Genomic DNA, 24,201 nt, shown 5'->3' with positions numbered 1-24,201 from the left:
GATACATCACCGTCGACGGATCACACTCCAAGCGAAAAGCCCATCACATCCGGCTATAACCAATTGTAGCAATGCCACCGGAGGCCGGCCAGTCGTCGACCGTTCGCGAGGCCGTCCGCTCATTTCTGGACGACCGCCCCAACACCGAGGATACCCTCGAAGCCGTACTGGAAGTTGATGCCGACCGAGAGACGTGGACGTTCGAGGATATTCCTGCTGATTCGGGGACCTTCGGCGAACTTGTCTCGCGGGGGGTCGTCGAGAAGGCCGACGGTGAGTACCAGCTCGCCGATCCGGATGCCGTCGCCGCGGCCATTTCGGGGGAATCCGTGGGGACTGACGAGGAGAACTCGTTCGGAGCGGACTTCGATTTCGACTTCGATATCTCAGTCGACCTTCGAGCGATGGCCGGACTCGCCGGCGCGCTCGCCTTCCTGTTCGTCATGCGGATCACGGCGTACGGGTCGGTGATGCGCGAGGAACACGTGATCTCGCCGGGGAACGATCCCTACTACTTCCGGTACTGGATGGAGGAATTGCTGGCGCGATCCTCCGGGCCGACTGACTGGGGCGTGATCGCGAATATGCCGGAGGAAATAGGCCATAAACGACCATTCACCCATGCCTCAAACTGGTTTATCGCAGAACTACTGGGTGGAGGTCAGACTGCTGCAACAGTCGTCGCAGCGTGGCTGCCGGTAGTTGCCAGCCTCGCTGTTGGCATCATATTGTACAAACTTGCGACAGTACTGACTAACGATTCCCGTGTCGGCATTGCGGCAGTACTTATATTGGCGACGACCCCAGCCCATGCAGTCTATACTAGCATTGGTTTCATAGACCATCAGACCTATCAGTATTTTTGGCTTGGCGTGATGGTGCTGGCGCTAACATGGTTAGCCGTTGATCTCCAAAGACACCGAAAGGGGGAGATGGCAGATAAAATCGCCCTTGAAAAACACCTAGCCAATAGGTGGATGCCCTTCGCGGTTGTCGGGCTCGGATTAGGCGTCAGTTTCTCAACGCATTCGTGGGGAGGTTCGCCGCTAGTGCTTATTCCAGTGGCGGGATATCTCGGACTTCGGGCTGCGATGGACGTCCGAGAGAATATCTCACCGATAGCAGCCAATCTCCCTGTGTTAGTGGGGCTGGGGATCGGGGCTGGACTCTCGTACTTTTTCCACGCTTGGTGGGGGTGGCACGAAACGTTCGTGGCGTACACACCAGGGCTGGTATTCGGAGGGTGCATTGCCGTGATGGTCTTGGGGGACCTTTGGCGCCGTTTCGAATGGCCGATTTCCAGTATGCTCGGTATCGAGTTGATCGGGACAATCTGCGGACTGGTGCTATTTCTAATGCTCCGTCCCAACGAAGTCATACAGTTGCGTGGGCGTGTCAACGACTTGTTCGTCCGTGAAGCGGGTACCGAGGCGCAGTCGCTGTTCGCAGCAGAGTATGGATTCATATTCGGTCCGCTAACCCAGACAGGATTAGCCTTCTACCTCGCGCTAGTACCGTTAGGTTGGGCGACTTTGAAAGCGTATCGGCACTACAAGCCCGGATGGTTACTGATAACAGTATTTAGCTGGTACTTCACAGTTCTCGCAGGTATCCAAATGCGTTTTACTGGACAGCTCTCGCTCTTCGTGGCGATATTGGGAGGTATCGGGCTAGTGTACGTACTGTCAGCAGTAGACTTAGCACGAAAACCGGGCCCGCTAAGAACCCAAAACAAGGACGGGATAGCGGCAACCTCATCACGACCTACGGTATCGATCGCAGTACCTGACGAACGAGGTAAAATCGTGTATCTTTCTGGTCTCTTCGTATTGTTTGCAGGGCTTGGAATGTTGTTAGTCCCGTCATTAGTGAGTCAGGTCACCTACAGCGATTCAGCATACGAAACGGCAGTCGCTATTGAGGAGCACTCAGATGATTTGGGGAGAGAATACCCCGAGAACTACGTTCTGAGCAGTTGGGACGATAATCGGATGTACAACTATTTCGTGAACGGTGAATCAAGCTGGTATGGATATGCGGAAGACAACTATGGAAGTTTAATAGCATCCGAGGACCCAGATGGACAGTACAGGGAATTTGACGGGCGAGTGGGTTATGTGGTAGTGACGGAGAACGATGACCCTGCCATATCCGGGAGTGCTTACGAGCGCCTGCTCAGAGGCTTTGAGAGAGGGAAAGATAGTGGTGAAGATCTGTCGCACTTCCAGCTCGTGAGTTTAGACAACGACCGGTCCACGGCAGCGTACGCATTAGTTCAGGGAGCAACTATCAACGGGTCAGTAACGACCAATGAGACGATGGTCGTCACGACTAACGTCAGCGTTTCTGGAACGTCGTTCACATACGATCAGGAGACCGAAATAGACGAAAATGGGCAGTTTGAGGTGGTTGTCCCGTACCCTGGCGACTATACTGTCGCAGACCAACAAGTGACCGTCACGGCCGACGACATAGAGAACGGAAGTGTAGTTAGAGTGAAGGAATAACAGTCGGGCTGGTACTCTGTGTCTCACCGTCCACAGTTTCGCTGTCGTGGCGAGTCCGTGAAACCTTACAGGAATACGGCAGAGGAGAGACTCTCATGCGGACAATAGTCCGGGCTCGATCGGATACGTTCAAGCCGTGAACCACCAAGCGGTTTTACTCAAATTACGATAGCCTGAATGCGGAACTGTTTTATTGGCCAAGAAAGCACAGAGAGTCAGAAAATGCCGCTCATCCCGTCATTCGATTCTTTCTCCGATTTCGTTGCGGAGGTGGGTGACCGACTGTACACTGACAAACACAAAGGGATATCTTGGGCAGGTCTACGGACATACCAGCGCCTCTGTATTGATAACTTTCCGGAGAGGTTTGACTACGAATGGACAAACGCGTTCGAGCGCGAGTGGGACATCCTCGTGCTTCTGGATGCGTGCCGCGTGGATCTCATCGAAGCAGTGGTGGATCAATACGACTTCCTCGAAGCGGCTGAGCGAGAAACAGTGTACTCTCCCAGTGGGGCCTCATACGGGTGGATGAACAGGACGTTGACCCGGAACGTCGCACCGGAAATGGGCAAGACAATATACGTTACGGGAAATCCACACACGGAATTCATCGAAACGGCCGACAAGTTCGCCGAGCTCGACGAAGTGTGGCGAACCACTTGGAACGACGAAACCGGGACAGTCCCGGCAAAAGAACTCACCGATCGGGGGATTTGGCATTGGCGAAGTTCGGATGCCGAGCGGATGATCGTCCACTACATGCAACCACACTTCCCCTCCGTTCCGTGTCCGGAGATCGGTTCTGGAATCGACATTGATCGGATTGGATCGAAATGGGAAGGAAATGTATGGGACCGACTTCGCCGGGGCGAACTCGATAAAGAACGTGTTTGGGAAGCGTACCGGTTGAATCTCGAATACGTGCTCGAAGAGGTGGAGGTGCTGCTCAACAACGTTGATGCAAAAAGGGCAGTTATCAGTGCCGACCATGGGAACGCGATGGGAGAGTACGGCTTCTACGGGCACGGGAAGTACCCACTGGAGAGTGTCAGGAAAGTACCTTGGTACACGGTGTCTGCGAACGATCGTAGAACTCGCGATCCAGAGAGACCGACGAGTGTCGATCGAGATGATGACGAGGTCAGGTCGAAGCTTCGAGCACTGGGATATATTGACTAAGTCTCAATGTCACTGAAAGTACTCCACCTCACGAACAACCTGAAAAGTGGCGCGATTCCGCATACCATTGTCGACCTCACCCGAGGATTCTCGGATGACGTTGACGTGTTCGCCGGAGGCCTGTTAGCAGGAGACGACAGTAGAGTTGACGACGAAGTGATCGCAGAACTAGAAACCGTCGGCGCGACGCCGATTAGATTCGAGTTCGACACGAAACCGACCAGAGTCGCTCTCAGAGATCTTCATCAAACACTCACCGATGTCGACGTTCTGAACACGCATTTGGTCCGGTCCGGCGTGATCGGACGCATCGTAGGGACGATCGCACGGACGCCGTGTATCGTGTCGACCGAACAGTCAGTTCACGCAAAGGATCAGTACAACCGAAAGCAGTTGTTCCTCAACCAGGCGACGCTACCCCTCGCTGATCACGTTGTTCCGATTTCATCTGCGGTAGAACAGTCGTTCAGTCGGTGGACGAGAGTGACGTGTCCAAGCGAACGACGCACAATAATACACAATCCGATCGACACCGAAGCGATAGTGGAACGGCGTGGAGAGCCCCTTCCCGACGAGATCGCGAGATTCGTGGCGAGTGCATCACCAGTTGTCGGGTGCGTCGGACGACTTGAACGAGTCAAAAATCAGGACCTACTTCTGGAGGCCATCGCTACGCTGTCGGACCGATATCCAGACATCGGACTTCTACTAGTGGGCGACGGGAGCCGCGAAGCGGCCCTCCGCAACCGCGCAACCGAATTGGGAATCGAAGATGCTGTCCTGTTTACCGGACGAATCGAGCGAAAGTCGGTGTACGCACTACTCCATGAGTTGGATGTCTTCGCTCTGGCATCGCTCCATGAAGGTCAAGGGGTCGCTCTGTGTGAGGCGATGGCTGCAGGGACGCCGGTGGTTGCATCCAAAATCCCAGCCTTTGAGGAGATACTCGGAGAGACAGAGTACTTAGTTGATTTCGAGGTGGATTCTTGGGAGAGGGGAATCTGTGCTGCGATTCACGATAACGAAATCGGTGATGATCTTCAGAAAATCGCCAAGAATAGATTCTCCTACGAAAGCGTATCACAGCCATATGTAAGTATTTATATGGACGAATTATCTACTTGATAATTGAGTACAAAGGGGAAAGAACAGCCTTTACCTCACTTCTATAAATCCCCCCAACTATATACAGCGCTATGAAATATATAACTGCTGCAGTTACTATTTCCAAGGGTAGAACTTGTACATCTATATAGAGAAAGATGGATAGCATAAGAGTCGATGAGAAAAGGATCTTAACGAGGTCCATAGGATCATAGTACATACCTAGACTATCAGTAGACAAATATAATATTATAATCATTACGGCAAAGTAAGAAGCAACTGTGCTTATTACTGCACCAAATAGACCAAATGCCGGTATCAATACTATATTCAAGAATACATTCAGTAACGCACCGAAGAGACGAAGAAGCCCGATCGGTTTTGTTATCTCAGCGGCGAAAAATAGGCTACTTTGTAGTCGTATAACGCCCCAGCAAGTAATACCAATACCAAGGAAAGGAACCAGTATCGCTGCATCACTGGCTTCGGTTGCAGGGATAAGATAATGGAGAAGATTGTTTCCGACTAGAAAGAAACCAGCGATTGAAGGGCAACTCAGAATGAGGAAATATTTGATACCTGAATTAAGGAAACTCCTCGCTTCACTCTTCTTACCAGCTTCCCAGAGGCGGCTAAATTCAGGGAAGAATGAACTATTGATAGGTAAGGCAAATAGGAGAATAGTATTTGCTAATTTATAAGCCGCAGTATACACGCCAACAGATGTTGGACCAAGGAAATATCCAATTAGTAACCGGTCAGCTTTGCTCAAAAAGTTACTAGAAACTTGACTAACCATAAATGGAATAGAGTATCGTAGACTCTTTTCGATAGTGGTAAACCGCGGTACATGAGTCCCAATACTACGTACAATATCAAACTGTATTATGAGGAAAAATAATCCCTCAACCATAACTAGCGTGGTTATTATACTGCTTAGATTTGCAGACTGGAATATGACGATATAGGAAACAATACCAATTATAGCATACGTTTTGATGCCATCGATGAGAGAATAGGCCTTGACCCGCATTTCCGCCCGGTAGTAGTTTTGGGACACCATTAGCCCTATTTTTATTGGAATGAGTAAAGCACCAAGTTGAAAGATAGAACTATATGTAGTTGTTCCAAGAGTCAGTGACGATATAAAGGCGGATGAGAAGTAAACAAGTAGGTAAAATAACGTGCTAGCACAGAGAGTGAACGAGAGGATATCAAAATAGAGTTCCGCTTTCTCAGAACGACCGGATGACTTTTGGAAATAGCGAATTAGCGCTGATTGCAACCCGAATGACAATAATCCGGAGAATAGATTAGTGATAACAAGAAGTTGCGTATAAACACCGAAGGAGCTGGTCCCCAGATAGAACGAAATAAGTGGGATAAAAAGCAGTCCACGTGCCTTTTTTGCTACTGCTATTATCGTAGAGACGATAGCATCAGATACAATTTTATCTTTTAGTTTCATCATTACTCATCCAGTGAGGATTCAATGTATCCCAGTACAAGTAGTGGAGATAGAAGTAAGAGATGATTTGAAATCATCCACAAGGAGCCATTCAGGAATCCTTGGGTTGCTATCGAGCTGAAAATAAATGCATAGAAGAGCAGGAAAATTGGCGAATGGCGATTCCTTCGAAGGAGTAAATAGAGTAAACGTAGTATAAGACCAAAAAGAAGGGCCCCAAGCAGAATCGCTACAGGTCCACCATCTAAGAAGAATCGACCGATCATCCCAGGAGGCCGACCGCCTGTCCCATCTGGGAGAAATAAGCGGCGGAGCAAGGAACCAGATGTTAGTACAGGTTTGTCAGACCAGATAGATCTAGGGATGTAATTGAGGGGCACTCGTAGTATGAAGGTACCCCAAAAGAATCCGGAATCTTCGGGGATGATCGAGAGCGTCACCAGAAGGTTATCCAAGTGGCTATTGTGAATCCCAAATGTTGCCATCTGGACAAGGAGATCTGGGTTAAATAGATTATCTGTATCGCGCCAGCTGCGGGCCAGTCCTGCAAAGACCGTCATGAAACCGAGTACTATGCCGGATAATGGTAGGAACGCTAGTTTAATATAGTCATGTAGATTGTCTGAAAGTATTCGGATATAGCGAGGCTTAGTTTCAAATATTTCAAATATATGTACATAATAGAGAATGGTGGCAGTCACAAGGACTATAAGAAGTACTTGTCCTCGTCCACCTAGTAGCAAGAAGAGGAATAAGATCGGTAGAATAGGAAGGAGATGTACAATGCCGGTACGTCGACCATCAAGAAGTGTTCCAGTCAACCAAACTAAATACCCAACATAGACTGCTCTAGAACCAAGCATAAAATGCGTTGTAGAGTCGAATATTTGACTTCTAGGTTCAGCTGTTGAATAAAGATATAATAGATCCCAGCTAAGTGATTCTTTAATAAGTAGCACATAGCAAACCATCCCAATAAAAACGTAAAGAAGTCCTAATTTCTTCAAAGTGTTCCCCGATAAATCATCAACCTGTGAGGGGATCTCTGGTATCATCATCCAACGTTCTATCTTAACATAATATCCCGCCAAAACAAACGTGTAGAATACAACATAAAGGACCGTGAGAATGAGAAATGCAGTTGAAGAATTCCATTGTACCCATTCAGGGTATAGGAGATATGGATCTGAGAGATAGACGCGATCAAAGATGGCGATAGAGGTCATAAACATAAACAGCGAGTGAAACACGATCGGTTCAAAAATATCGAATCGGCCACGATAGAGAGAGACGAGAGTCGGCGTGAGGCAGATCAAGAAGAGTACGCTCATCAAGAGACCCTGCAAGCCCGTCTTGGTGAATAGGAGACTACCGAGGAACGCGGCAAGACACACCGCCAGAATAGCAGATCGGTGTCTGATCCCAGTCTTCATCTAGTGTGTTATACCTAGGTTGGTCCGTATGTGCTTTTCGACACCGTTCGTGAGGTCATTCGTCGACGAGTGATGCAAGGAGAGATTCGTACCGCTCAACGTACGAGTCGACAGAATGTTCGCGAACAATGAGTTCATGACCGCTTTGCCCCATTTCGACTGCACGTTCTGGCTCATCAACGATCCGTTCGACCGCATCAGCGATCGCATTCGCATTCCCAGGTTCGACCAAAATACCAGTCTGACCGTCTTGGACGACTTCACTAGTACCACCGACGTCAGTTGCAACAACAGGACGTTCCATCGCTAAGGCCTCTCGAACGGCGCCAGGAATACCCTCCCCGAACGATGGGAGTACAAACACGTCAAGCTCGTCGAAAAACGACGGCATATCTTCGACCCATCCAAGAAGTCTTATAGAATCGCCTAAATCGTTCTTTTGAATCTGTGTCCGTAGTTTTTGCTCGTATTCGTTTTCGCTGTTGTCTGGTGACTCCCCCGCAATCCGGAGCTCAATATCTTTCCCGTTTTTCTGAAGTGTTGCAACAGCGTCAATCAGATATTGAAGCCCTTTCCGCTCCGAGAGAACAGCTGCCGTCCCAATGACGGTCGTGTCCGTACCCGGTGAGGGACTTCGAGTCGGCGAGTACGAACTCACGTCGATTCCTTTGTGGAAGAAGACAAACTCGTCGTCGAACTTAGAATACTGTCGTTCCGTGAACACTTGCTCTGCCTGCTCCTCGTATTCCATGAACACCACGTCAGCAAGCCACAATCCGATCTCGTTTAGATACGTAAGAACGCCATCTGACTCAAGGCCGAGGCCGATATTCCAAATGACTGGCGTTTGAGAGAGTATTGCATAGGGGCTAATCGTGAACAAGGCTCGAATATTGTGGCACCAGATAACATCAGCCTCAGATAAGACAGAAAATGCTTCTAAATTAAATTGGAGTAATCGCATGCTCGCTTTCGCCTGGTTGAACGTCGACATCTGGAGAAGTGTCTTATTGTAGCTATCAAGAATCCCTTTGAAGGGTACGATTTCAACGTCTACGCTGGCATTTTCGGCTTGATCAGAAAGTTTATCCTTCCGTTGAGTGAGAACTACTGGATCAAACTTGTCCCGATCAATACGTTGTAGTAGACGCCAAAGCATCTGGGAACCGCCACCGAAAGATTCGGATCCGATATGGAAGAAGACTGCGCGAATTGGCACTGAGACAAATTCACAGTTCGACATCAAAAAGTATTCGATTGCCTGTAGATCGTGCAAGAGAAGATTGGAGCAGTAGGGATTCTTATATGAATTCATCAGATGGCCCCAGATCACAGTACCGAATAAAAGATCTCCTTCCCCAATTTTCAAGATAGAATTAGACCAGACCAAGTAGTGGCAGCAATAGAATATTATCGAGGCGGTTCGATGGAATCCACAAAGTGAAACCATTCTTGAAATGAACTCCAAATTGAGATAGAGGTACGACAAACCCATATACGGCCCGGGGGAATATAGGCACTAAACACAATGCACAGCCTGGTGCAAATGAAGGGAAAGACATTATGAGACAATAGTTATGAATAAAAATAATGTTGTCGTCGTTGTAATGGATACCGCACGCGCCGAAGAGTTTGGAGAACAGACATCATTCGAGACCTATTCAGAACTTGCGAATGCGGGAACACACTATACTAATAGTTATGCCTCTGCTCCATGGACGCTACCCTCGCACGCCGCCCTGTTTACAGCAACCTACTCCTCTCGACATGGAGCACACGCTGGGCATAAACATCTCAATGAAGATCTAACACGACTCAGTGAGGCATTCAGTCAATCCGGATACCAAACAGTTGGTTTTTCGAATAATACATGGGTGAGTGGGGAGTTTGGATTCCAACGCGGGTTTGACAACTTTCTGAAAGGGTGGCAATATATCCAGTCGGAGAACGACTTGAGCGATATCGCAAGGGAAAAAGAAGGTCTAAATCAAGTACTGGCAGCTATGCCCCGGATTATTCAGGGGAATCCAATTGTAAATGTGGCGAACACTGTTTATGGAAAATTCATCCACAAGCAAAGTGATTATGGCGCAAATCGAACGAACTCGAGGTTCAAGAAGTGGCTCTCGAACCGAGAGACAGAACAACCATTCTTTACCTTTATCAACTATCTTGAACCGCATTTAGAATATCAACCGCCCAAGGCGCACGCAGAACGATATCTTCCGGAAGATGTGCCCTACGAAGAGGCATTGTCAATCTCACAAGACGCGTGGGCCTATATAAGCGGAAAAAATTCGTTGGATGAACGAGACTTCAAGATTCTCAAATCTCTATACCGAGCGGAAATCGCCTACGTAGACGATCGGATCAATGAGCTCCAGACAATGCTACAGGAAGCCGGAGAATGGGAAGACACCGTCTTTGTCATCACTGGTGACCACGGAGAAAACATTGGTGATCACGGCTTCATGGATCACCAGTACTGTCTCTACGATACCCTGCTTCATGTTCCACTCGTAATCCATGGCGGAGAATTCACGGGTGGCGATACGGTCAATGATCTCGTTCAATTGACTGATCTCGGACCAACATTACTAGATGCAGCAGGAATCGATGCACCCAAATTCCGAGAGCAGGCACAGGGACGATCACTCCATCCCGACGCTAACACGTCGGACAGGGAATTCGCATTTGCCGAATACATGGCGCCACAGCCATCGATGGAAGCACTCGAACAACGGGTAGGGACACTCCCGGAGTCAGTCCGAGAGTACGATCGATCACTCCGAGTAGTCCGAACAGAGAAGTGGAAATTGATTCGCGGATCCGATGGCCTCATTGAGCTGTACAACGTCGATGACGACCCGAAAGAGACCGAGAACGTTGCGGACGAAAATCCGGATCAAGTATCGACCCTAGAATCGAAGTTAGACGAGTGGCTCGCTTCCTTTGAGCACGCCGAGAATGACAAAGAGGTATCTATGAGAGAACAGACAAAGCAACGCCTCGAAGATCTCGGATATATTCAGTGAACGAGAGACCGAAGACTGCTTGTTGTCTCTTCAACGGTGCTTTCCCATTCGTACGTGGACTCGAATTCAGCATGTGAAGAACCGCCAGTGATCGAGTCGATAACAGAAATTGAGAACGCTTTCTTATCGTCAGGATCAACGAGTGCCCCACCGCCCGCAATAACATCGTGAAGCTGTTCAAGAGGTGAACAGACAACGGGAAGACCAGATGCCAGAGATTCTAAGACAACCCGTGGAACACCCTCCGCTCTACTCGGGAGGACAAGTACGTCGCTACTCCGATACACCGCGGGCATTTCGTCGTAGGGGACATGACCGAGAAACGTGACTGATTCCGCAATCTCCAACTCAGCGATGTCCTGTTCGAGCTCGTCGCGCAGAGGACCGGAACCACAGAGATACAATTCGGCGTCGGTGAACTCCTCCAGCACATCATCGAACACCTCGATAACAGCTTTCGGACGCTTCCCATCCACGAGCCGTCCGACGAACAACACCACTGGACCGGTACTGTCGATGAGATCACTTTCCGGTCCTTTAAGTCTAAACCGCTCCGTGTCGATCCCGTTCGAGACGACATCGATACGCGTTTCGACCCCAAGGTCGCGCAGGCGCTGCTCATCCGTCTCGGTGTAACAGAACACAACATCCGCCCGGTTGAATGTCCACCGACCGAGCGTCTTCAGATACAGATCGAACACCCACTCGGGTGCGGACTGCGAGTAGAGCCCGTGGTTCGTGATCGCCAACGGGATATCCCCTAGTCGCCGCTTCAGCGCGGCGAGGTTCGTCGAGAAGTACAGATGCGAGTGCGCGTGGATCACGTCGAACGACTCGGTGTCGACGCCCCACAGGTACTGCGCCACGGCGGGCGACACGTCGTTGCCCGCGATCGTCACCCCCGGAGAGACGCGAACGACCGTATAGCCGTGCGTTTCCTCAATCCGCGGTAGCGACTTGTCGTCGCGTGTCGTCAGAACGGTGACGTCGTGGCCCATCTCTGCCTGATCGCGACTCATCGCGTGGACGTGGTACTGTCCGCCCCCTTTCGTGTCGGGATAGAGCTTCTGGGCGACGCGGAGGATGCGCATCTACGAATCGGTAGTTAATGGACCCCTATGAACGCGTTGATGCCCAACCGGCCGCCTCTCGTCCTCGATAACGTTCAGGAACGACACCGACTGATAGAATAGCCAATACTTAGTAGTAGGCTCAACAGAAAAAGGGGTAAGAAATGGTTACTCTCGTCACGGGCGGCTCAGGATTCATCGGATCCCACCTCGTCGATCTCTATATAGAGGACACGGACGAAGACGTACTCGTCCTCGATGACCTCTCGACCGGCCAAAGAAGAAATCTCCCCAAGTCGGGCAGAATCGAGTTCGTCGACGGAGACGTTGCCGATTTCGACCTCGTAGAACAGCACGTTCGACGAGCCGATAGCGTCTACCACCTCGCAGCTGCCGTCGGCGTCGAGAAGATCGTCGACAACCCGCTCGACTCGCTGCAGACGAACCTCGTCGGGACCGAGAACGTACTCGAGGCGGCGTCAGAACACGACATCCCCACGTTCATCGCCTCCTCCTCGGAAGTTTACGGTAAGTCGACCGCGGTTCCGTTTTCCGAGTCTGACGACCGCGTCCTCGGCCCGACGACCAGCCCGCGGTGGAGTTACGCCTCCGCGAAGGCCGTCGACGAGGCCTACGGGCTGGCGTACCACGACGCCGAGGATCTCCCGGTCGTCGTTGGTCGGTACTTTAACATCGTCGGCCCGCGCCAGTCGGGCCAGTACGGGATGGTCATTCCGACGTTCGTCGAGCAGGCGCTCGCCGGCGAACCGCTGACTGTCTACGGCGACGGCACCCAGACGCGAAGCTTCACTCACGTCGAGGAAGCCGTTCGCGCGACCTACGAGCTCCTCCAGAAGCCCGAGACACACGGTGACGTGTTCAACGTCGGCGCGCCACAGCCGACCAGTATCAACGCGCTGGCCGAGCGCGTGATCGAACTCACCGACTCCGACTCCGAGATCGAACACGTCCCCTACGAGGCCGCTTACGACGAGGATTTCGAGGACCCACAACAGCGGGAACCCGACGTATCGCAGCTCGAATCGATGCTCGGGTGGCGTCCCGAGACAGAACTCGATCGGATTCTCAAGGACGTCATCGCAGAGCGGAGAGAGAAGACCGCAGTTCCAGAGGTAGCAGAATGAACGGCGTTCGCGACCGGGTCATCCGAGCAGATGCGACGATAGCGGTCGTCGGACTCGGATACGTCGGGCTGCCGCTCGCCTGTCACTTTTCGGAAGCGGGCTTCGACGTTGTCGGATTTGACATCGATCTCAACCGTGTCGAACAACTCCGCGATGGCACGTCGTACGTAGAAGACGTCGACGACGACGCAGTTCGACGAGCGCTCGATCAGGGATTCGAGCCGACGACGTACGCGAACGCGCTCGAGGAAGCCGACGCGTTCCTCGTCGCCGTTCCGACCGGCGTGGAACAGTCCGAACCGGACATGTCCGCCGTGCGCAAAGCGACGGAGAGCGTGGCGACGAACGCCCCCGATCGCGAGGTGCTCTTCGTTTGCTGTAGCACCGTCTACCCTGGTGCGACCGACGAGATAATCAGAACCACGCTCCGAGAGAACGGCCGAGAACCGGGCGAGGACGTGCTCGTCGCGTTCGCGCCCGAGCGCATCAACCCCGGCGGTTCGTACGACTTCGAGGACATCCCGATCGTCGTCGGCGCCGACACCGACGAGGAGCGGGAGGCCGCGAAGACCCTGTTCGAGGCCGTCGTCGACGACACCGTCCCGGTCGACTCGACCGGCGCGGCGGAGATGGCGAAAGTGCTCGAAAACACCTACCGGATGGTGAACATCGCACTGGTGAACGAAGTCGCCCGACACGCCGAGGCGATCGGCGTCGACGCGTGGGAGGCGATCGAAGCCGCCGGGACGAAACCGTTCGGATTCCAGGCGTTCTATCCCGGCCCCGGCGTCGGTGGGCACTGCATCCCGGTCGATCCGCAGTTCCTCTCCTGGCAGGGCCGTCGTAACGGACAACAGCTGAACCTCGTCGAGCAGGCGCACGCGATCAACGAGTCCATGCCGAATCACGTCGTCGACCGCGTCGAGACCGCGCTTGCTGGTCGCGGTGTGTCCCTTGAGTCTGCATCGGTATCGATACTCGGCATCACCTACAAGCCCAATGTCGGGGATATCAGGAACTCTCCCGCGTTGTCGATCTGTGAGTTGCTTGATTCACGCGGCGCAAATATCGACGTGGTTGATCCCTACGTTGACGAGGTACTCGTGAACGAAACGACGTTCGAACCGACTGACGAGATCGAACGTGACGCGATCGCCGACGCCGATGCCGTTCTCCTGCTCGTCGATCACGACGCGTTCGACTACGACGTTCTGAACGACGCCCCGATCGTCTTCGACGGACAGGATGGACTCCCGGACGATCTATCGACGATCACTATGGCGTTAGGAGATGGAACGACCGTGGAGCAGGATCATTCTCCGCACACGAGCCCGACGACGTCCTCGAACACTTTCCAGAGCTGACGGCAGAGAATCTTTACGTCGTACAGAAACGATTGATTGCGGATGTACTGAAGGTCGTACTGTAACTTCCGAGCGGGATCCTTACTCGTGGCTTCCTTGATCTGTGCGAGGCCGGTAAGACCCGGTTTGACGAACCAGCGTTGTCGCCAGCCGTCGGCCTCGTTCTCGAACTCGTCTTCGATCTCCGTCTGGGCAGGTCGGGGACCGACAACACTCATCTCACCGACCAGAATCGACCACAGTTGCGGGAGTTCGTCGAGATGCGTCGTTCTGAGGAACTGACCGAGCGGCGTGTGACGGTCCTCCTCGATCGTCGTACCGACCTCGCCCCCCGGCTCTGGTTTGAGCGTTCTAAACTTGCGAATCTCGAAGGTGTTGCCGTAGAGGTACGTTCGGGTCTGCGTGAAGAATACAGGGCCTTCACCCTCTAGTTTGATCGCGAGTACGATGAGGACGATCGCCGGAGAGAGGAACAGAAGTGCAGCCCCGGCAAACACGACATCAAACACCCTCTTGAAGAGATAATCCTGCGAGTCCCACGGCTCCAACTTGACATCGACCAACGTATCCACGGCATCCTGTGAGATCAGGACGGTATTGGCGTACTCCCGGTGAACTTTCGCGGCGACGCCATGGTCGTGACAGGCGTCGAGTGCCCCGAAGAACTCCGCGCGGTCCGGTTCGTGGAACGCCAATACGACGGTGTCGATGTCAAACTCTACGAGGACATCTTCGAGCCGAGAGAGTCCGCCGATGCGTTCTATTCCCTCGACGCCGCCATCCGCGAGAGCTGTAGGAGCAGTCGCGTCAGCAGTTACCCCGTTTTCAGCCCCAGCAGATGCACTCGTCGGACAGAGATACCCCAGCAGCGGCAGCGACGTTTCGGTCACGATCGTCTCGATCTGGTCGGCATCGTCACCGACAACCAGCACGCGCTCACCGGCGCCGTGTGGCCGTCGTCGAATCCAGACAAACCAAACTGGGACGACCACCGATAGCACGCCGAACGTCAGGAGAAGCGTCGTCCGCGGAACACGGTATGACCAGTCGAAAAATCCGACCGTCGCAAGCGCGAGTCCAGCGGCAACGATGCGTTTGAGCGAAATGTGAACTGTATCCAATATCCGCCGCGGCCGGGGTTTGTACAGTGGTACGAGGCTGACGAGAACAGCTAGAGTAGTCAGTGAGAGCATCCTGAAGAAGGGAATACCGCTTTGGGATACAGTGCCGAATCGATCCAGCAGCGGGACGTACGCTGTCGCAAACTCCTGAGAAACAGGGACGTTCGCGACGAAAATGGCCCCGATAGTGAGCAACAGCGCCCCGGTCGCCGCGGCGATCCGGTAGCGCCATCCAGTGAGCATTGATTAAGCAAAGCGTGTCGGGCTACTATAGCTTCTTTGAAACTATTGACCACTGCGTCGTACAGTGAAATCTACTACGATCGATACGGTCATGATATCGTTCCACAAAAGACCTCAAGCGCTCGCAACCAGTAGTCAGATCGGGAAAGATTTTACTCGCCCGGAAAAAGTCATCCCGCATGAACAACGTGGGTGAATCATGAAGATCATTGACGAGGACGGCGACCTCTTCGGCCTCGTCAATGTCGTCGACGCGCTCGTCGTGCTGGTAGTCCTTGCCGTAGCCATTGCAGGGGCGACCCTCGTCCTCGGCGCCGGATCCGAACCAACCGACAGCTCGGGCGACGGAACGACGCCGAACACCACTGTAAAATACGCAACGCTTGATCTCGGCAACCAGCCGGACGAGATCGTCGACGGAGTCCAGACCGGCGACGAGATGGACCTCGACGGGCCGGGCAATCTCACAATTACGGACATCCAGGCGACGCCGGTCGCCGGGGATGGCGACGGCGGTGACACCCGGATGATCGTCCGCACGCGCCTTACCGGTACCGAGAGCGGCGACGGATTCATCTTCGGCGAGAATCGCCTCCAGCTCGGTCAGAGTTTCACCGTCGACACAGTGGACTATTCGGTCGAGGGAAGCATCAAGGCGATCGACGACGAGGGAGAAGCTCTCCAGATCAATCAAACGCCTGTTGTCGTCGAGACTGAACTCGACGCCGCCACCGCCGAGGCGATTCAGGTCGGCGACGAACACCGTGTGAAGAACGAGACGGTCGCAACCATCCGAAACGTCACCGCGTACCCGATCTCTGAGAACACCCGCCGCGTGTTGGTCGGGCTCGAACTGGCGACGAGCGAAAGCGGAGATGCTTCGACATACGCCGGCCATGAGGTTAGTCTCGGAACAACCGTCGCGTTCCGGACCAGCGACTACGATCTGACGGGATCGATCACCCGCCGCGGGAGTACCGTCGAACCGGGCGAGCAGACGACGACCACCGCGACGCTGAAGCTCGAAGACATCAGCCCCGAGTTCGCCGAGAGCCTAGAGGCCGGACAGACTGAAACCGAGCGCAATGAGACGCTCGCGACGATCCAGACTGTCGATGTCCAGCCAGCGGACGTCATACTGAAGAGCGACGACGGAAACATCTACCTGCGCGACCATCCCACGCAGAAGGACGTCACGCTCACCGTTGACCTGGCGACGCGCCAGACCGACTCCACGCTACGTTTCCACGGCCGCCCGATCCAAGAGGGAGACACCGTCACGCTCGATCTTCCCGACCGAACGTTCGATTCGGAAATCACCGACCTCGAGTAATCAGCCATGACGGACACCGAGCGCACTGAAGAGACCGAACCGTCGAAGCCCGCGACAGGGATAGCGGATCGGGTGACGGAATTCGTGCCCGACGCCGTTGTCGAACGAGCGACGAACGCGCGACGGCGCGTAACCACGACGGTCGAGAACTCCCGACTCACAGCGGTCGCTGCGAAGTGCCGTCGGTACGTCGTATCGTCCTACCTCTATCGCTGGCTCACCAAAGAGCCAGATCCGGACGTGATTGTCATCGACCTGCGCGAGACCAGAACGGTTGGGCCGTTCATCCGACTGCTCGACGCCGTCATCGAATGGCTAATCCCGATTTGGCGGGAATCGCGGGCAAAGGCGCTAATAGAAGACATCAACGTAGCAATCCGGGATGCCCCGCTCCGCGTCGGCGGCGCCGCACTGGCCGCTGCCATACTCACTCATCTTCTGTTCACGCTCGTCGCCCAGTCGTTCTCGATCGCCAGCGCGGTCGTCCACGTTGGGCTACTGGGTGTCGCCGCCATCAGCATCCGATCGTCGGTGACGTTGGAAGAACTACTCGATACTAAAACGGCACAGTTCCTGCTCTCAACATTCGAACCGCCCGATCCGCCGAAAAGAGTCGATCTACCGGACGAAGATCAAAGGGGTGAAAATAATCATTGAGAGGAATCTGAAGAGATCGACGACTCCACCAACGAAAGAATGCGTCAGCCCTGAGTAAGCTCTTCCAACACACTTTTCTCGCCTAAGAGACACTATTCCCCAATGCAAATCCTCGTCACTGGCGGCGCGGGCTTCATCGGCGGCCACCTCGCCGAGGGCTTTGCCGGCACAGGCCACGATGTCACCGTCCTCGACAATCTCGACCCCTACTACGATACTGGGATCAAACAGCACAACGTCGAAGCGGCTCAAGAAGCCGCCGGAAATGCGAACGCAACGTACGAGTTCGTCAATGGCAGCGTCACCGATCAGGACACAGTCACAAATCTCGTCTCCGACGCCGACGTGGTCTACCACCAAGCCGCACAGGCCGGAGTCCGGACGAGCGTCGACAACCCCCGCAAGCCCCACGAGGTCAACGTCGACGGGACGCTCAACGTTCTAGACGCCGCTCGCGACGGAGACGTTGAACGCGTGGTTCTCGCGAGTTCCTCGTCGGTCTACGGCAAGCCGGAGTATCTCCCCTACGACGAGGATCACCCCACGAACCCGGTCAGCCCCTACGGCGTCTCGAAGCTCGCGGCCGAGCAGTATGCCCGAGTCTACAGCGAACTCTACGACCTCGCGACCGTCTCGCTGCGGTACTTCACGGTCTATGGCCCCCGAATGCGCCCAAACATGGCGATGACGAACTTCGTCTCACGATGTCTCAATGGAAAGCCGCCGGTGATCTACGGCGATGGCGAGCAGACGCGGGACTTCACGTACATCGACGACATCGTCCGGGTGAACCAGCAGCTTCTGACTGACAACAGTGCTGACGGGGAGATCATGAACGTCGGCAGCACGGACAACATCGACATCCAGACGCTCGCCGAGGTTGTACGTGACGAACTCGCACCTGATCTGGATCTGGAGTACGACGAGGCCCGCACGGGCGATGCCGAGCACACCCACGCAAACGTCTCGAAAGCCAACGAGCTGCTTGGCTATGAGCCAACCGTCGACATCCGCGAGGGTGTTGCGCAGTTCATCGACTGGTACCAGGACAACCGCGAGTGGTACGAGCCGCTCGTGCTGAATTCCTAAGTGAACTCCACTCTTCCCGTTTCTTTACAGCGCTGACGCAGTTGCCGCCTCAGCGAAGTTAACTGCCGACCTATGCCACGGTTACGAGCCCACCGCCGACGATTGCCAGCCCGCCAATCCCATAACAGATTGCCCAGAAGGGAACCCGTTCGACGATCCGTAACAGCGTGTCAATCGCAAGATACCCGACGACCACACTGGCCAGCAACGCGACCGCAGCAGCATCGGGACTCACACCGGGGAGGCCACCAGCGTCGGCCATCGTCAACGTGGCTGCGCCGAGCCCCGCAGGAATCGACATGAGAAAGGAGAGCCGAAACGCCGAGGGCCCGTCGTGGCCGCGAACCAACAGCCCGCTGGCAGTCGTTCCCGAGCGCGAGACGCCAGGGAGTACCGACAGCCCCTGCAGCGCACCCACCAAGACGGCGTCGATCCAATCCGGCAACTCCCGATCACCGAGCCCGACGGACTCACTGGTCTGCTGGAGGAGGCCGGTGAGCACGAGTAAGAGACCGATCAGTGCGACGAACGCACCGCCAGCGAGTTCGCTCGCGGCATCGAGTAGCGTGACGTACAGCGGGATGCCAACGACGCCGGTCATCGCCGTCGCGAGGACGACGAACGACACCTCGGCGTTCGACGAGGAAAACGCCGTCCGCGGGCGCCAGTTAGGGGCGTCAACGGCCGCCGACGCGATATCGTCACGATAGTAGATCGCCGCAGAGAGCGTCGTTCCGACCTGAAGGAACAGCGAGAGCTGGACCGCAATCTCTGGCGACGTACCCACAGCCGTGAGAAACACGGAGAGATTCCCCTGACTCGAGACAGGTAACCACTCCAAGATGCCCTGGAGCACGCCAGCGAGTAGCGCAACGAGCAATTCGAATAGATCCATCAAACCTCCGTTGGGAAAGGGCATCCAAAACAGATGTGATCCAAGCCGACGCGAAATTTGTTAGGGTAACGCAACGTTAAGGTACCCGTACTCGTAAGAAGCGTTCAATATGACGTCTCCAACGGCCGTCGTTCTGGCCGCGGGCGAGGGGGAGCGCCTGCGCCCACTTACTCGTAATCGGCCGAAACCGCTACTCCCTGCCGGACCAACCCCGATTCTCGAACACGTTCTCGACACGCTAACGGCGGTCGGCATCAAGGAAATTGTCGTCGTCGTCGGCTACAACGGCTCACGCGTACAGAACTACGTCGGGTCGACGCACGACGATGCCGATGTCACGTACGTCTCTCAGGACACCCAGCTCGGGAGCGGCCACGCGCTCTTGCAGGCCGAAGACGCCGTCGACGGTCCGTTCGTCGTCGTCAACGGCGACCAGATCGTTGCCCCGCGAATCGTTCAAGAGGTTCTGGACGCTCACCGCGACGCCAGCGACGCGACGGCGACGCTCGGCGCGCTCGATCGTGACGACGTTCACCGATACGGCGGGGTGGCAATCGAGGACGGCGAAGCGACTGATCTCGCAGAACGCCCCGGTAACGGGAGCGACTATCGCCTCAACGCCGGCATCTACGCCTTCGATCAGTCGATCTTCGGCGCGTTGCACGCCACTGAGTTCGAACAGGGCGATCTCCCGCTGACGAGCGGGCTTCAGACGATGATCGACCGTAGCGAAACAGTCCGTGCCGTCCGTACCGAAGGACTCTGGGCCGACGCGAATTACCCCTGGGACATCCTCACGCTCGCACGAGAGCTGTTCGAGCACGGATTCCTGTCGGGGAGTGACGATCCGGCGACCGGCATCGCTGAGTCAGCGCACGTCCACGAGAGCGCGGTGCTCCAGTCGCCGGTTGTCGTCGCTGACGACGCAGTCGTCGAGGCCGGCGCGGTGCTCGGGCCGAACGTCTGCGTCGGGCAGAACACGACTGTAGGCGCGAACGCGGTGCTCGAGAACGCTGTTCTCGACGCGGACGTGCGCGTCGGTCCGAACGCCACGCTCGAAGACTGCGTGATCAGTCAGGGCGGGTACGTCGGCGCTGGAACGACCGCGACCGGTGGGCCCGCCGATGTTCGCATCGGTGAGCGCGTCCTCACGGAGCAACGACTCGGCGCCGTCGTGGCCGACCGTGCTCGCCTCGAAGGTGACGTCACTATCGAGCCGGGGACACTGATCGGACCCGAAGCGCAGATCCGGGCGGGCGTGACACTCTACGAGAACGTGCCTGCGGGTACGGAGGTGCGTCGCTGATGTGTGGCATCGTCGGGTATATCGGACGCGAGGGCCAGGAGGATGCGCGTGACGTGCTTGTCGGCGGCCTCGAGAACCTGGAGTATCGTGGCTACGACTCCGCCGGCCTTGCGCTCTCGAACGGAGACCTCACTGTCGTCAAGCGCGAGGGGGAAGTCACTGAACTGGTCAGTGCCCTAGAGGAGAACAACCCGGGCGCCGCACCCGTCGGCATCGGCCACACGCGCTGGTCGACCCACGGCGAGCCCTCCGACGCCAACGCGCATCCCCACACCGACTGCTCGGACGACGTCGCCGTCGTCCACAACGGCATCATCGAGAACTACGAGCAACTCAAGGCCGAACTACGCGCCGACGGGCACCAGTTCGAGAGCGAAACCGACACAGAGGTCGTCCCGCACCTGATCGAAGCGGCCCTGAAGCGGGGCGCGGACCGAGAGAGTGCATTTCGTTCCGCGGTCGACCGGCTAGAGGGAAGCTACGCCATCGCAGCGGTATTCGAGGATGCCGACGACGTGTTCGCCGCCCGGCAGGACTCCCCGCTCGTGATCGGCGTCGACGAGGGAGGCTACTACCTCGCCAGCGACGTGCCGGCCTTCATCGATCACACCGATCAGGTGCTCTACCTGGAAGATGGCGAGTTCGCGCGGCTTACACCAGAGACGGTCGGCATCTCGGATGCCGACGGCCGACCGATCGAGAAATCCCTCGCAACTGTGGAGTGGGACGCCGAAGACGCCGGCAAGAGCGGCTACGACCACTACATGCTCAAGGAGATCCACGAGCAACCGCGCGCGCTCCGGAAGTGTCTCCGCGGGCGAGTCGATGGCATCGAGCGCACGGTCGATCTCGATCTTGAACTCGACGACGTCGGCGGCGTCCATCTCGTTGCATGTGGCACCAGCTATCACGCCGCGCTGTACGGCGCACAGACGTTACGGTCGCAGGGAATTCCGGCCCAGACGTTCGTCGCGAGCGAGTACACGCGGAGTTCGCTTGCAGGCCAGAGCCCCCTCGTGATCGGCGTCACCCAGAGCGGCGAGACCGCCGATACTCTGGGGGCGCTCCGGACGGCCCGCGCCGCCGGCGCCCGGACGCTCGCAGTGACGAACACGGTCGGCAGCACGGCCGCTCGTGAGTGCGACCAGGCGCTGTACGTCCGGGCGGGCCCGGAGATCGGCGTCGCCGCCACCAAGACGTTCGCCAGCCAGCAGATCGCGCTCCACGCGTTCGCGCTGTGGCTCGGCGAGGGCATGGTCGACAGCGATCAGATCGACGCCCTTCGCACGCTCCCCGATCACGTCCAGTCCGTGCTCGACGACTCAAACGCCCGTAACGTCGCGCGGGAGTACGTCGACGCCTCGGCCTTTTTCTTCATCGGACGGGGTTACAACCATCCCGTAGCGCTGGAAGGCGCGCTGAAGCTCAAGGAAATCTCCTACGAGCACGCTGAAGGCTTCGCTGCGGGTGAACTGAAACACGGGCCGCTCGCGCTGATGGAAGACGACGCACCCGTGATCGCGGTCGTCACGGGCGACGACGAGCGCGCACGGAAGACGGTCAGTAACGTCAAGGAAGTTCAGGCTCGCGGAGCACCGGTAATCGCCGTTACCGACGGGCGCTCGGACGTCGAGCAGTACGCGAACCACGTCCTGACGGTGCCCGAGACTGAGCCAGTGCTCGCAGCCGTGCTGGCGAACATCCAATTACAGCTCTTTGCCTACTGGATCGCCGCGGAACTCGGTCGTCCGATTGACAAGCCCCGGCATCTCGCCAAAAGCGTCACCGTGGAGTGAGCGAGAGGGAGCGACTAGCGGTTGTCGCGCAGCTCGCCGTAACGCGCCTCGATGTCGAGCATCGGTTGGGGATAGTCGACGCCGAGTTCGACGCCGTAGGTGGCCTGTTCGTCCTCGCTCAGGCGCCAGGGCCTGTGGGCGTACTCCGGCGGAAGCCCCTCCAGTTCCGGCAGCCACGTCCGCACGTACTCTGCCTCCTCGTCGTAGTACTCGGCCTGCGAGAGGACGTCGAAGAACCCGTCCCGGGAGTCGTTGCCGACGCCAGCCTGATACGCCCAGTTCCCCCAGTTGGAGGCAACGTCGTAATCGACGAGTTGGGCCTCGAAGTGGGCAGCGCCCCAGCGCCAGTCGATCCCCAGCGCGTCGGCGAGAAACGACGCTACGTTCTGGCGTCCCCGGTTGGACATGTAGCCCGTCCGTTCGAGTTCGCGCATGTTCGCGTCGACGAAGGGGACGCCCGTCTCGCCAGACACCCACCGCTCGAACGCCGCCCGGTCGTGACGCCACGACTTCTCGACGTCCCGGATGCCGTTCGGCCCGAAGAACGCGGCGCCGTGTTTGCGAAACTGGAACTGGAAGAAATCACGCCACAGCAGTTCGAAGATCAGCCAGTACGTGTCCTCGTTCGCAACGCGCTCTTGCTCGTAGCGGTTCACCTCGGCGTGGACCCGGCGTGGCGAGAGACAGCCGGCGGCCAGCCACGGCGAGAACTTCGAGGAATAGTCGGCTCCCAACAACCCGTTGCGAGTCGACTTGTACTCGCGGAGGCAATCCCGTTCCCAGAGGTACGCATCCAGTCGACGCTTCCCCGCTGACTCGCCGCCCGCGAAGGGCAGAACTGCGCGGTCGTCTCGCGGCGGGGCTTCGATGCCGAGATCCGACAGCGTCGGGATGGTGCCAGGTTCGAGGTCCGGCGTCGGGACTCGTTCCGGCGGATCGAGCGGCTCGCGGACCGTCGCGTCGCTCGCTTCGACGTCCTTTCGCCACGGGGTGAAGGTGTCCTGCATCCGGTCGGGTGGCGTTGGAAGGTCGTCGGGATGGTACAGCGTGTGGGTGACGCGAGTGTGGAACTCAGTGCTGTTCGGAAGCACCTCACGAACTTGCGCTTCGTCGTCCAGTTCCTCGGTCCCGGGCGTGGTCTGGGCGTACACCGCGTCGGCGTCGACATCATTCACGACAGTCGGGACGACCTCGTCGGCACGGCCCGTCCTGACGTGCAGGTCGCCGCCGCGGGTTCGCAACGAGGCCCGCAGGTCGGCCACGCTCTCACGGCGAAATCTGGCCCGGTGACCGCCGAGCTTTTCGGTACCGTACCGCGTCTCTCCCCAGCCACGCGGGTCATAGACGTACAGCGGGACGACCTCGTCGGCGTCGCTGAGAGCATCTACGAGCGTCGGATTGTCGTCGACCCGCAGGTCGTCCCGAAACCAGACGACGGCCGTGTCCATACCGT

At 56.2% G+C, this 24,201-nt stretch carries 18 protein-coding genes; 11 read left to right on the top strand and 7 right to left on the bottom strand.

Translation table 11 applies throughout. The features are described 5' to 3' along the window. The first annotated feature begins 71 nt into the window (after window positions 1-71). From NO931_RS14445 to NO931_RS14435, 3 genes are all read left to right on the top strand, one after another. Window positions 72-2,507 (top strand): hypothetical protein, encoded by a 2,436-nt coding sequence (locus NO931_RS14445; protein ID WP_256393058.1) that lies wholly within the window; start codon window positions 72-74, stop codon window positions 2,505-2,507. A gap of 222 nt (window positions 2,508-2,729) precedes the next feature. After that, on the top strand, window positions 2,730-3,689 hold the full coding sequence (locus tag NO931_RS14440) for a hypothetical protein (RefSeq protein WP_256393057.1): 960 nt from the start codon (window positions 2,730-2,732) through the stop codon (window positions 3,687-3,689). 6 nt (window positions 3,690-3,695) lie between these two features. Then, a complete protein-coding gene (locus NO931_RS14435) occupies window positions 3,696-4,814 on the top strand; it encodes a glycosyltransferase (RefSeq protein ID WP_256393056.1) in 1,119 nt (372 codons plus the stop codon). Here the strand turns inward: NO931_RS14435 and NO931_RS14430 are convergent. Genes NO931_RS14430 through NO931_RS14420 form a run of 3 tightly spaced genes read right to left on the bottom strand, consistent with a single transcriptional unit; the run spans window position 4,807 to window position 9,009 of the window. Further along, window positions 4,807-6,264, bottom strand: a complete 1,458-nt coding sequence (locus tag NO931_RS14430) for an oligosaccharide flippase family protein (protein WP_256393055.1) — start codon at window positions 6,262-6,264, stop codon at window positions 4,807-4,809. The two genes, NO931_RS14435 and NO931_RS14430, sit on opposite strands and share 8 nt — an antisense overlap. Beyond that, complete coding sequence (locus NO931_RS14425; protein WP_256393054.1) at window positions 6,264-7,694, bottom strand: oligosaccharide repeat unit polymerase; 1,431 nt, start codon at window positions 7,692-7,694, stop codon at window positions 6,264-6,266. Before NO931_RS14425 ends, NO931_RS14430 begins: the two co-directional genes overlap by 1 nt. A 55-nt stretch (window positions 7,695-7,749) precedes the next feature. Continuing rightward, window positions 7,750-9,009 carry a glycosyltransferase family 4 protein gene (locus tag NO931_RS14420; RefSeq protein ID WP_256393053.1) on the bottom strand — a complete coding sequence of 420 codons (1,260 nt, stop codon included), beginning with the start codon at window positions 9,007-9,009 and terminating at the stop codon, window positions 7,750-7,752. Between the two features lie 262 nt (window positions 9,010-9,271). On the opposite strand from NO931_RS14420, the gene NO931_RS14415 reads away from it, so the two are divergent. Beyond that, complete coding sequence (locus NO931_RS14415) at window positions 9,272-10,729, top strand: sulfatase family protein (RefSeq protein ID WP_256393052.1); 1,458 nt, start codon at window positions 9,272-9,274, stop codon at window positions 10,727-10,729. Here the strand turns inward: NO931_RS14415 and NO931_RS14410 are convergent. Beyond that, a complete protein-coding gene (locus tag NO931_RS14410) occupies window positions 10,723-11,820 on the bottom strand; it encodes a glycosyltransferase family 4 protein (RefSeq protein WP_256393051.1) in 1,098 nt (365 codons plus the stop codon). The two genes, NO931_RS14415 and NO931_RS14410, sit on opposite strands and share 7 nt — an antisense overlap. 143 nt (window positions 11,821-11,963) lie before the next feature. Between NO931_RS14410 and NO931_RS14405 the strand changes: the two genes are divergently transcribed. Next, complete coding sequence (locus NO931_RS14405; protein WP_256393050.1) at window positions 11,964-12,944, top strand: NAD-dependent epimerase/dehydratase family protein; 981 nt, start codon at window positions 11,964-11,966, stop codon at window positions 12,942-12,944. Then, window positions 12,941-14,308, top strand: coding sequence for a nucleotide sugar dehydrogenase (locus tag NO931_RS14400; RefSeq protein ID WP_256393049.1), 1,368 nt, complete (start codon window positions 12,941-12,943; stop codon window positions 14,306-14,308). The genes NO931_RS14405 and NO931_RS14400 overlap by 4 nt, the downstream gene beginning before the upstream one ends. Here NO931_RS14400 and NO931_RS14395 read toward each other — a convergent pair. Then, window positions 14,257-15,672: a sugar transferase gene (locus NO931_RS14395; RefSeq protein ID WP_256393048.1), complete on the bottom strand. Its 1,416-nt coding sequence runs from the start codon at window positions 15,670-15,672 to the stop codon at window positions 14,257-14,259. The two genes, NO931_RS14400 and NO931_RS14395, sit on opposite strands and share 52 nt — an antisense overlap. 199 nt (window positions 15,673-15,871) lie before the next feature. Between NO931_RS14395 and NO931_RS14390 the strand changes: the two genes are divergently transcribed. From NO931_RS14390 to NO931_RS14380, 3 genes are all read left to right on the top strand, one after another. Further along, window positions 15,872-17,005: a DUF4330 family protein gene (locus tag NO931_RS14390; RefSeq protein ID WP_256393047.1), complete on the top strand. Its 1,134-nt coding sequence runs from the start codon at window positions 15,872-15,874 to the stop codon at window positions 17,003-17,005. 6 nt (window positions 17,006-17,011) lie between these two features. After that, window positions 17,012-17,662, top strand: a complete 651-nt coding sequence (locus tag NO931_RS14385; protein WP_256393046.1) for a hypothetical protein — start codon at window positions 17,012-17,014, stop codon at window positions 17,660-17,662. Window positions 17,663-17,764: 102 nt separating this feature from the next. Then, window positions 17,765-18,751, top strand: coding sequence for an SDR family oxidoreductase (locus NO931_RS14380; RefSeq protein WP_256393045.1), 987 nt, complete (start codon window positions 17,765-17,767; stop codon window positions 18,749-18,751). Window positions 18,752-18,821: 70 nt separating this feature from the next. Here NO931_RS14380 and NO931_RS14375 read toward each other — a convergent pair whose 3' ends face one another. Then, on the bottom strand, window positions 18,822-19,646 hold the full coding sequence (locus tag NO931_RS14375; RefSeq protein ID WP_256393044.1) for an undecaprenyl-diphosphate phosphatase: 825 nt from the start codon (window positions 19,644-19,646) through the stop codon (window positions 18,822-18,824). A 109-nt stretch (window positions 19,647-19,755) separates the two neighbouring features. Here NO931_RS14375 and NO931_RS14370 point away from each other — a divergent pair, with 109 nt between their 5' ends. Both NO931_RS14370 and glmS read left to right on the top strand, forming a co-directional pair. After that, window positions 19,756-20,952 carry a sugar phosphate nucleotidyltransferase gene (locus NO931_RS14370; RefSeq protein ID WP_256393043.1) on the top strand — a complete coding sequence of 399 codons (1,197 nt, stop codon included), beginning with the start codon at window positions 19,756-19,758 and terminating at the stop codon, window positions 20,950-20,952. After that, entirely contained in the window at window positions 20,952-22,748 is a 1,797-nt protein-coding gene (gene glmS / locus NO931_RS14365) for a glutamine--fructose-6-phosphate transaminase (isomerizing) (protein WP_256393042.1), read from the top strand. The genes NO931_RS14370 and glmS overlap by 1 nt, the downstream gene beginning before the upstream one ends. Before the next feature lie 14 nt (window positions 22,749-22,762). Here the strand turns inward: glmS and NO931_RS14360 are convergent, their stop codons facing one another. Then, a complete protein-coding gene (locus NO931_RS14360) occupies window positions 22,763-24,196 on the bottom strand; it encodes a DASH family cryptochrome (RefSeq protein WP_256393040.1) in 1,434 nt (477 codons plus the stop codon). Between the last annotated feature and the right edge of the window lie 5 nt (window positions 24,197-24,201).

It is taken from the genome of Natronoarchaeum rubrum, from assembly GCF_024494695.1.
The sequence above is the reverse complement of the archived record's forward strand: the minus strand, read 5'-3'. Positions and strand labels throughout refer to the sequence as shown.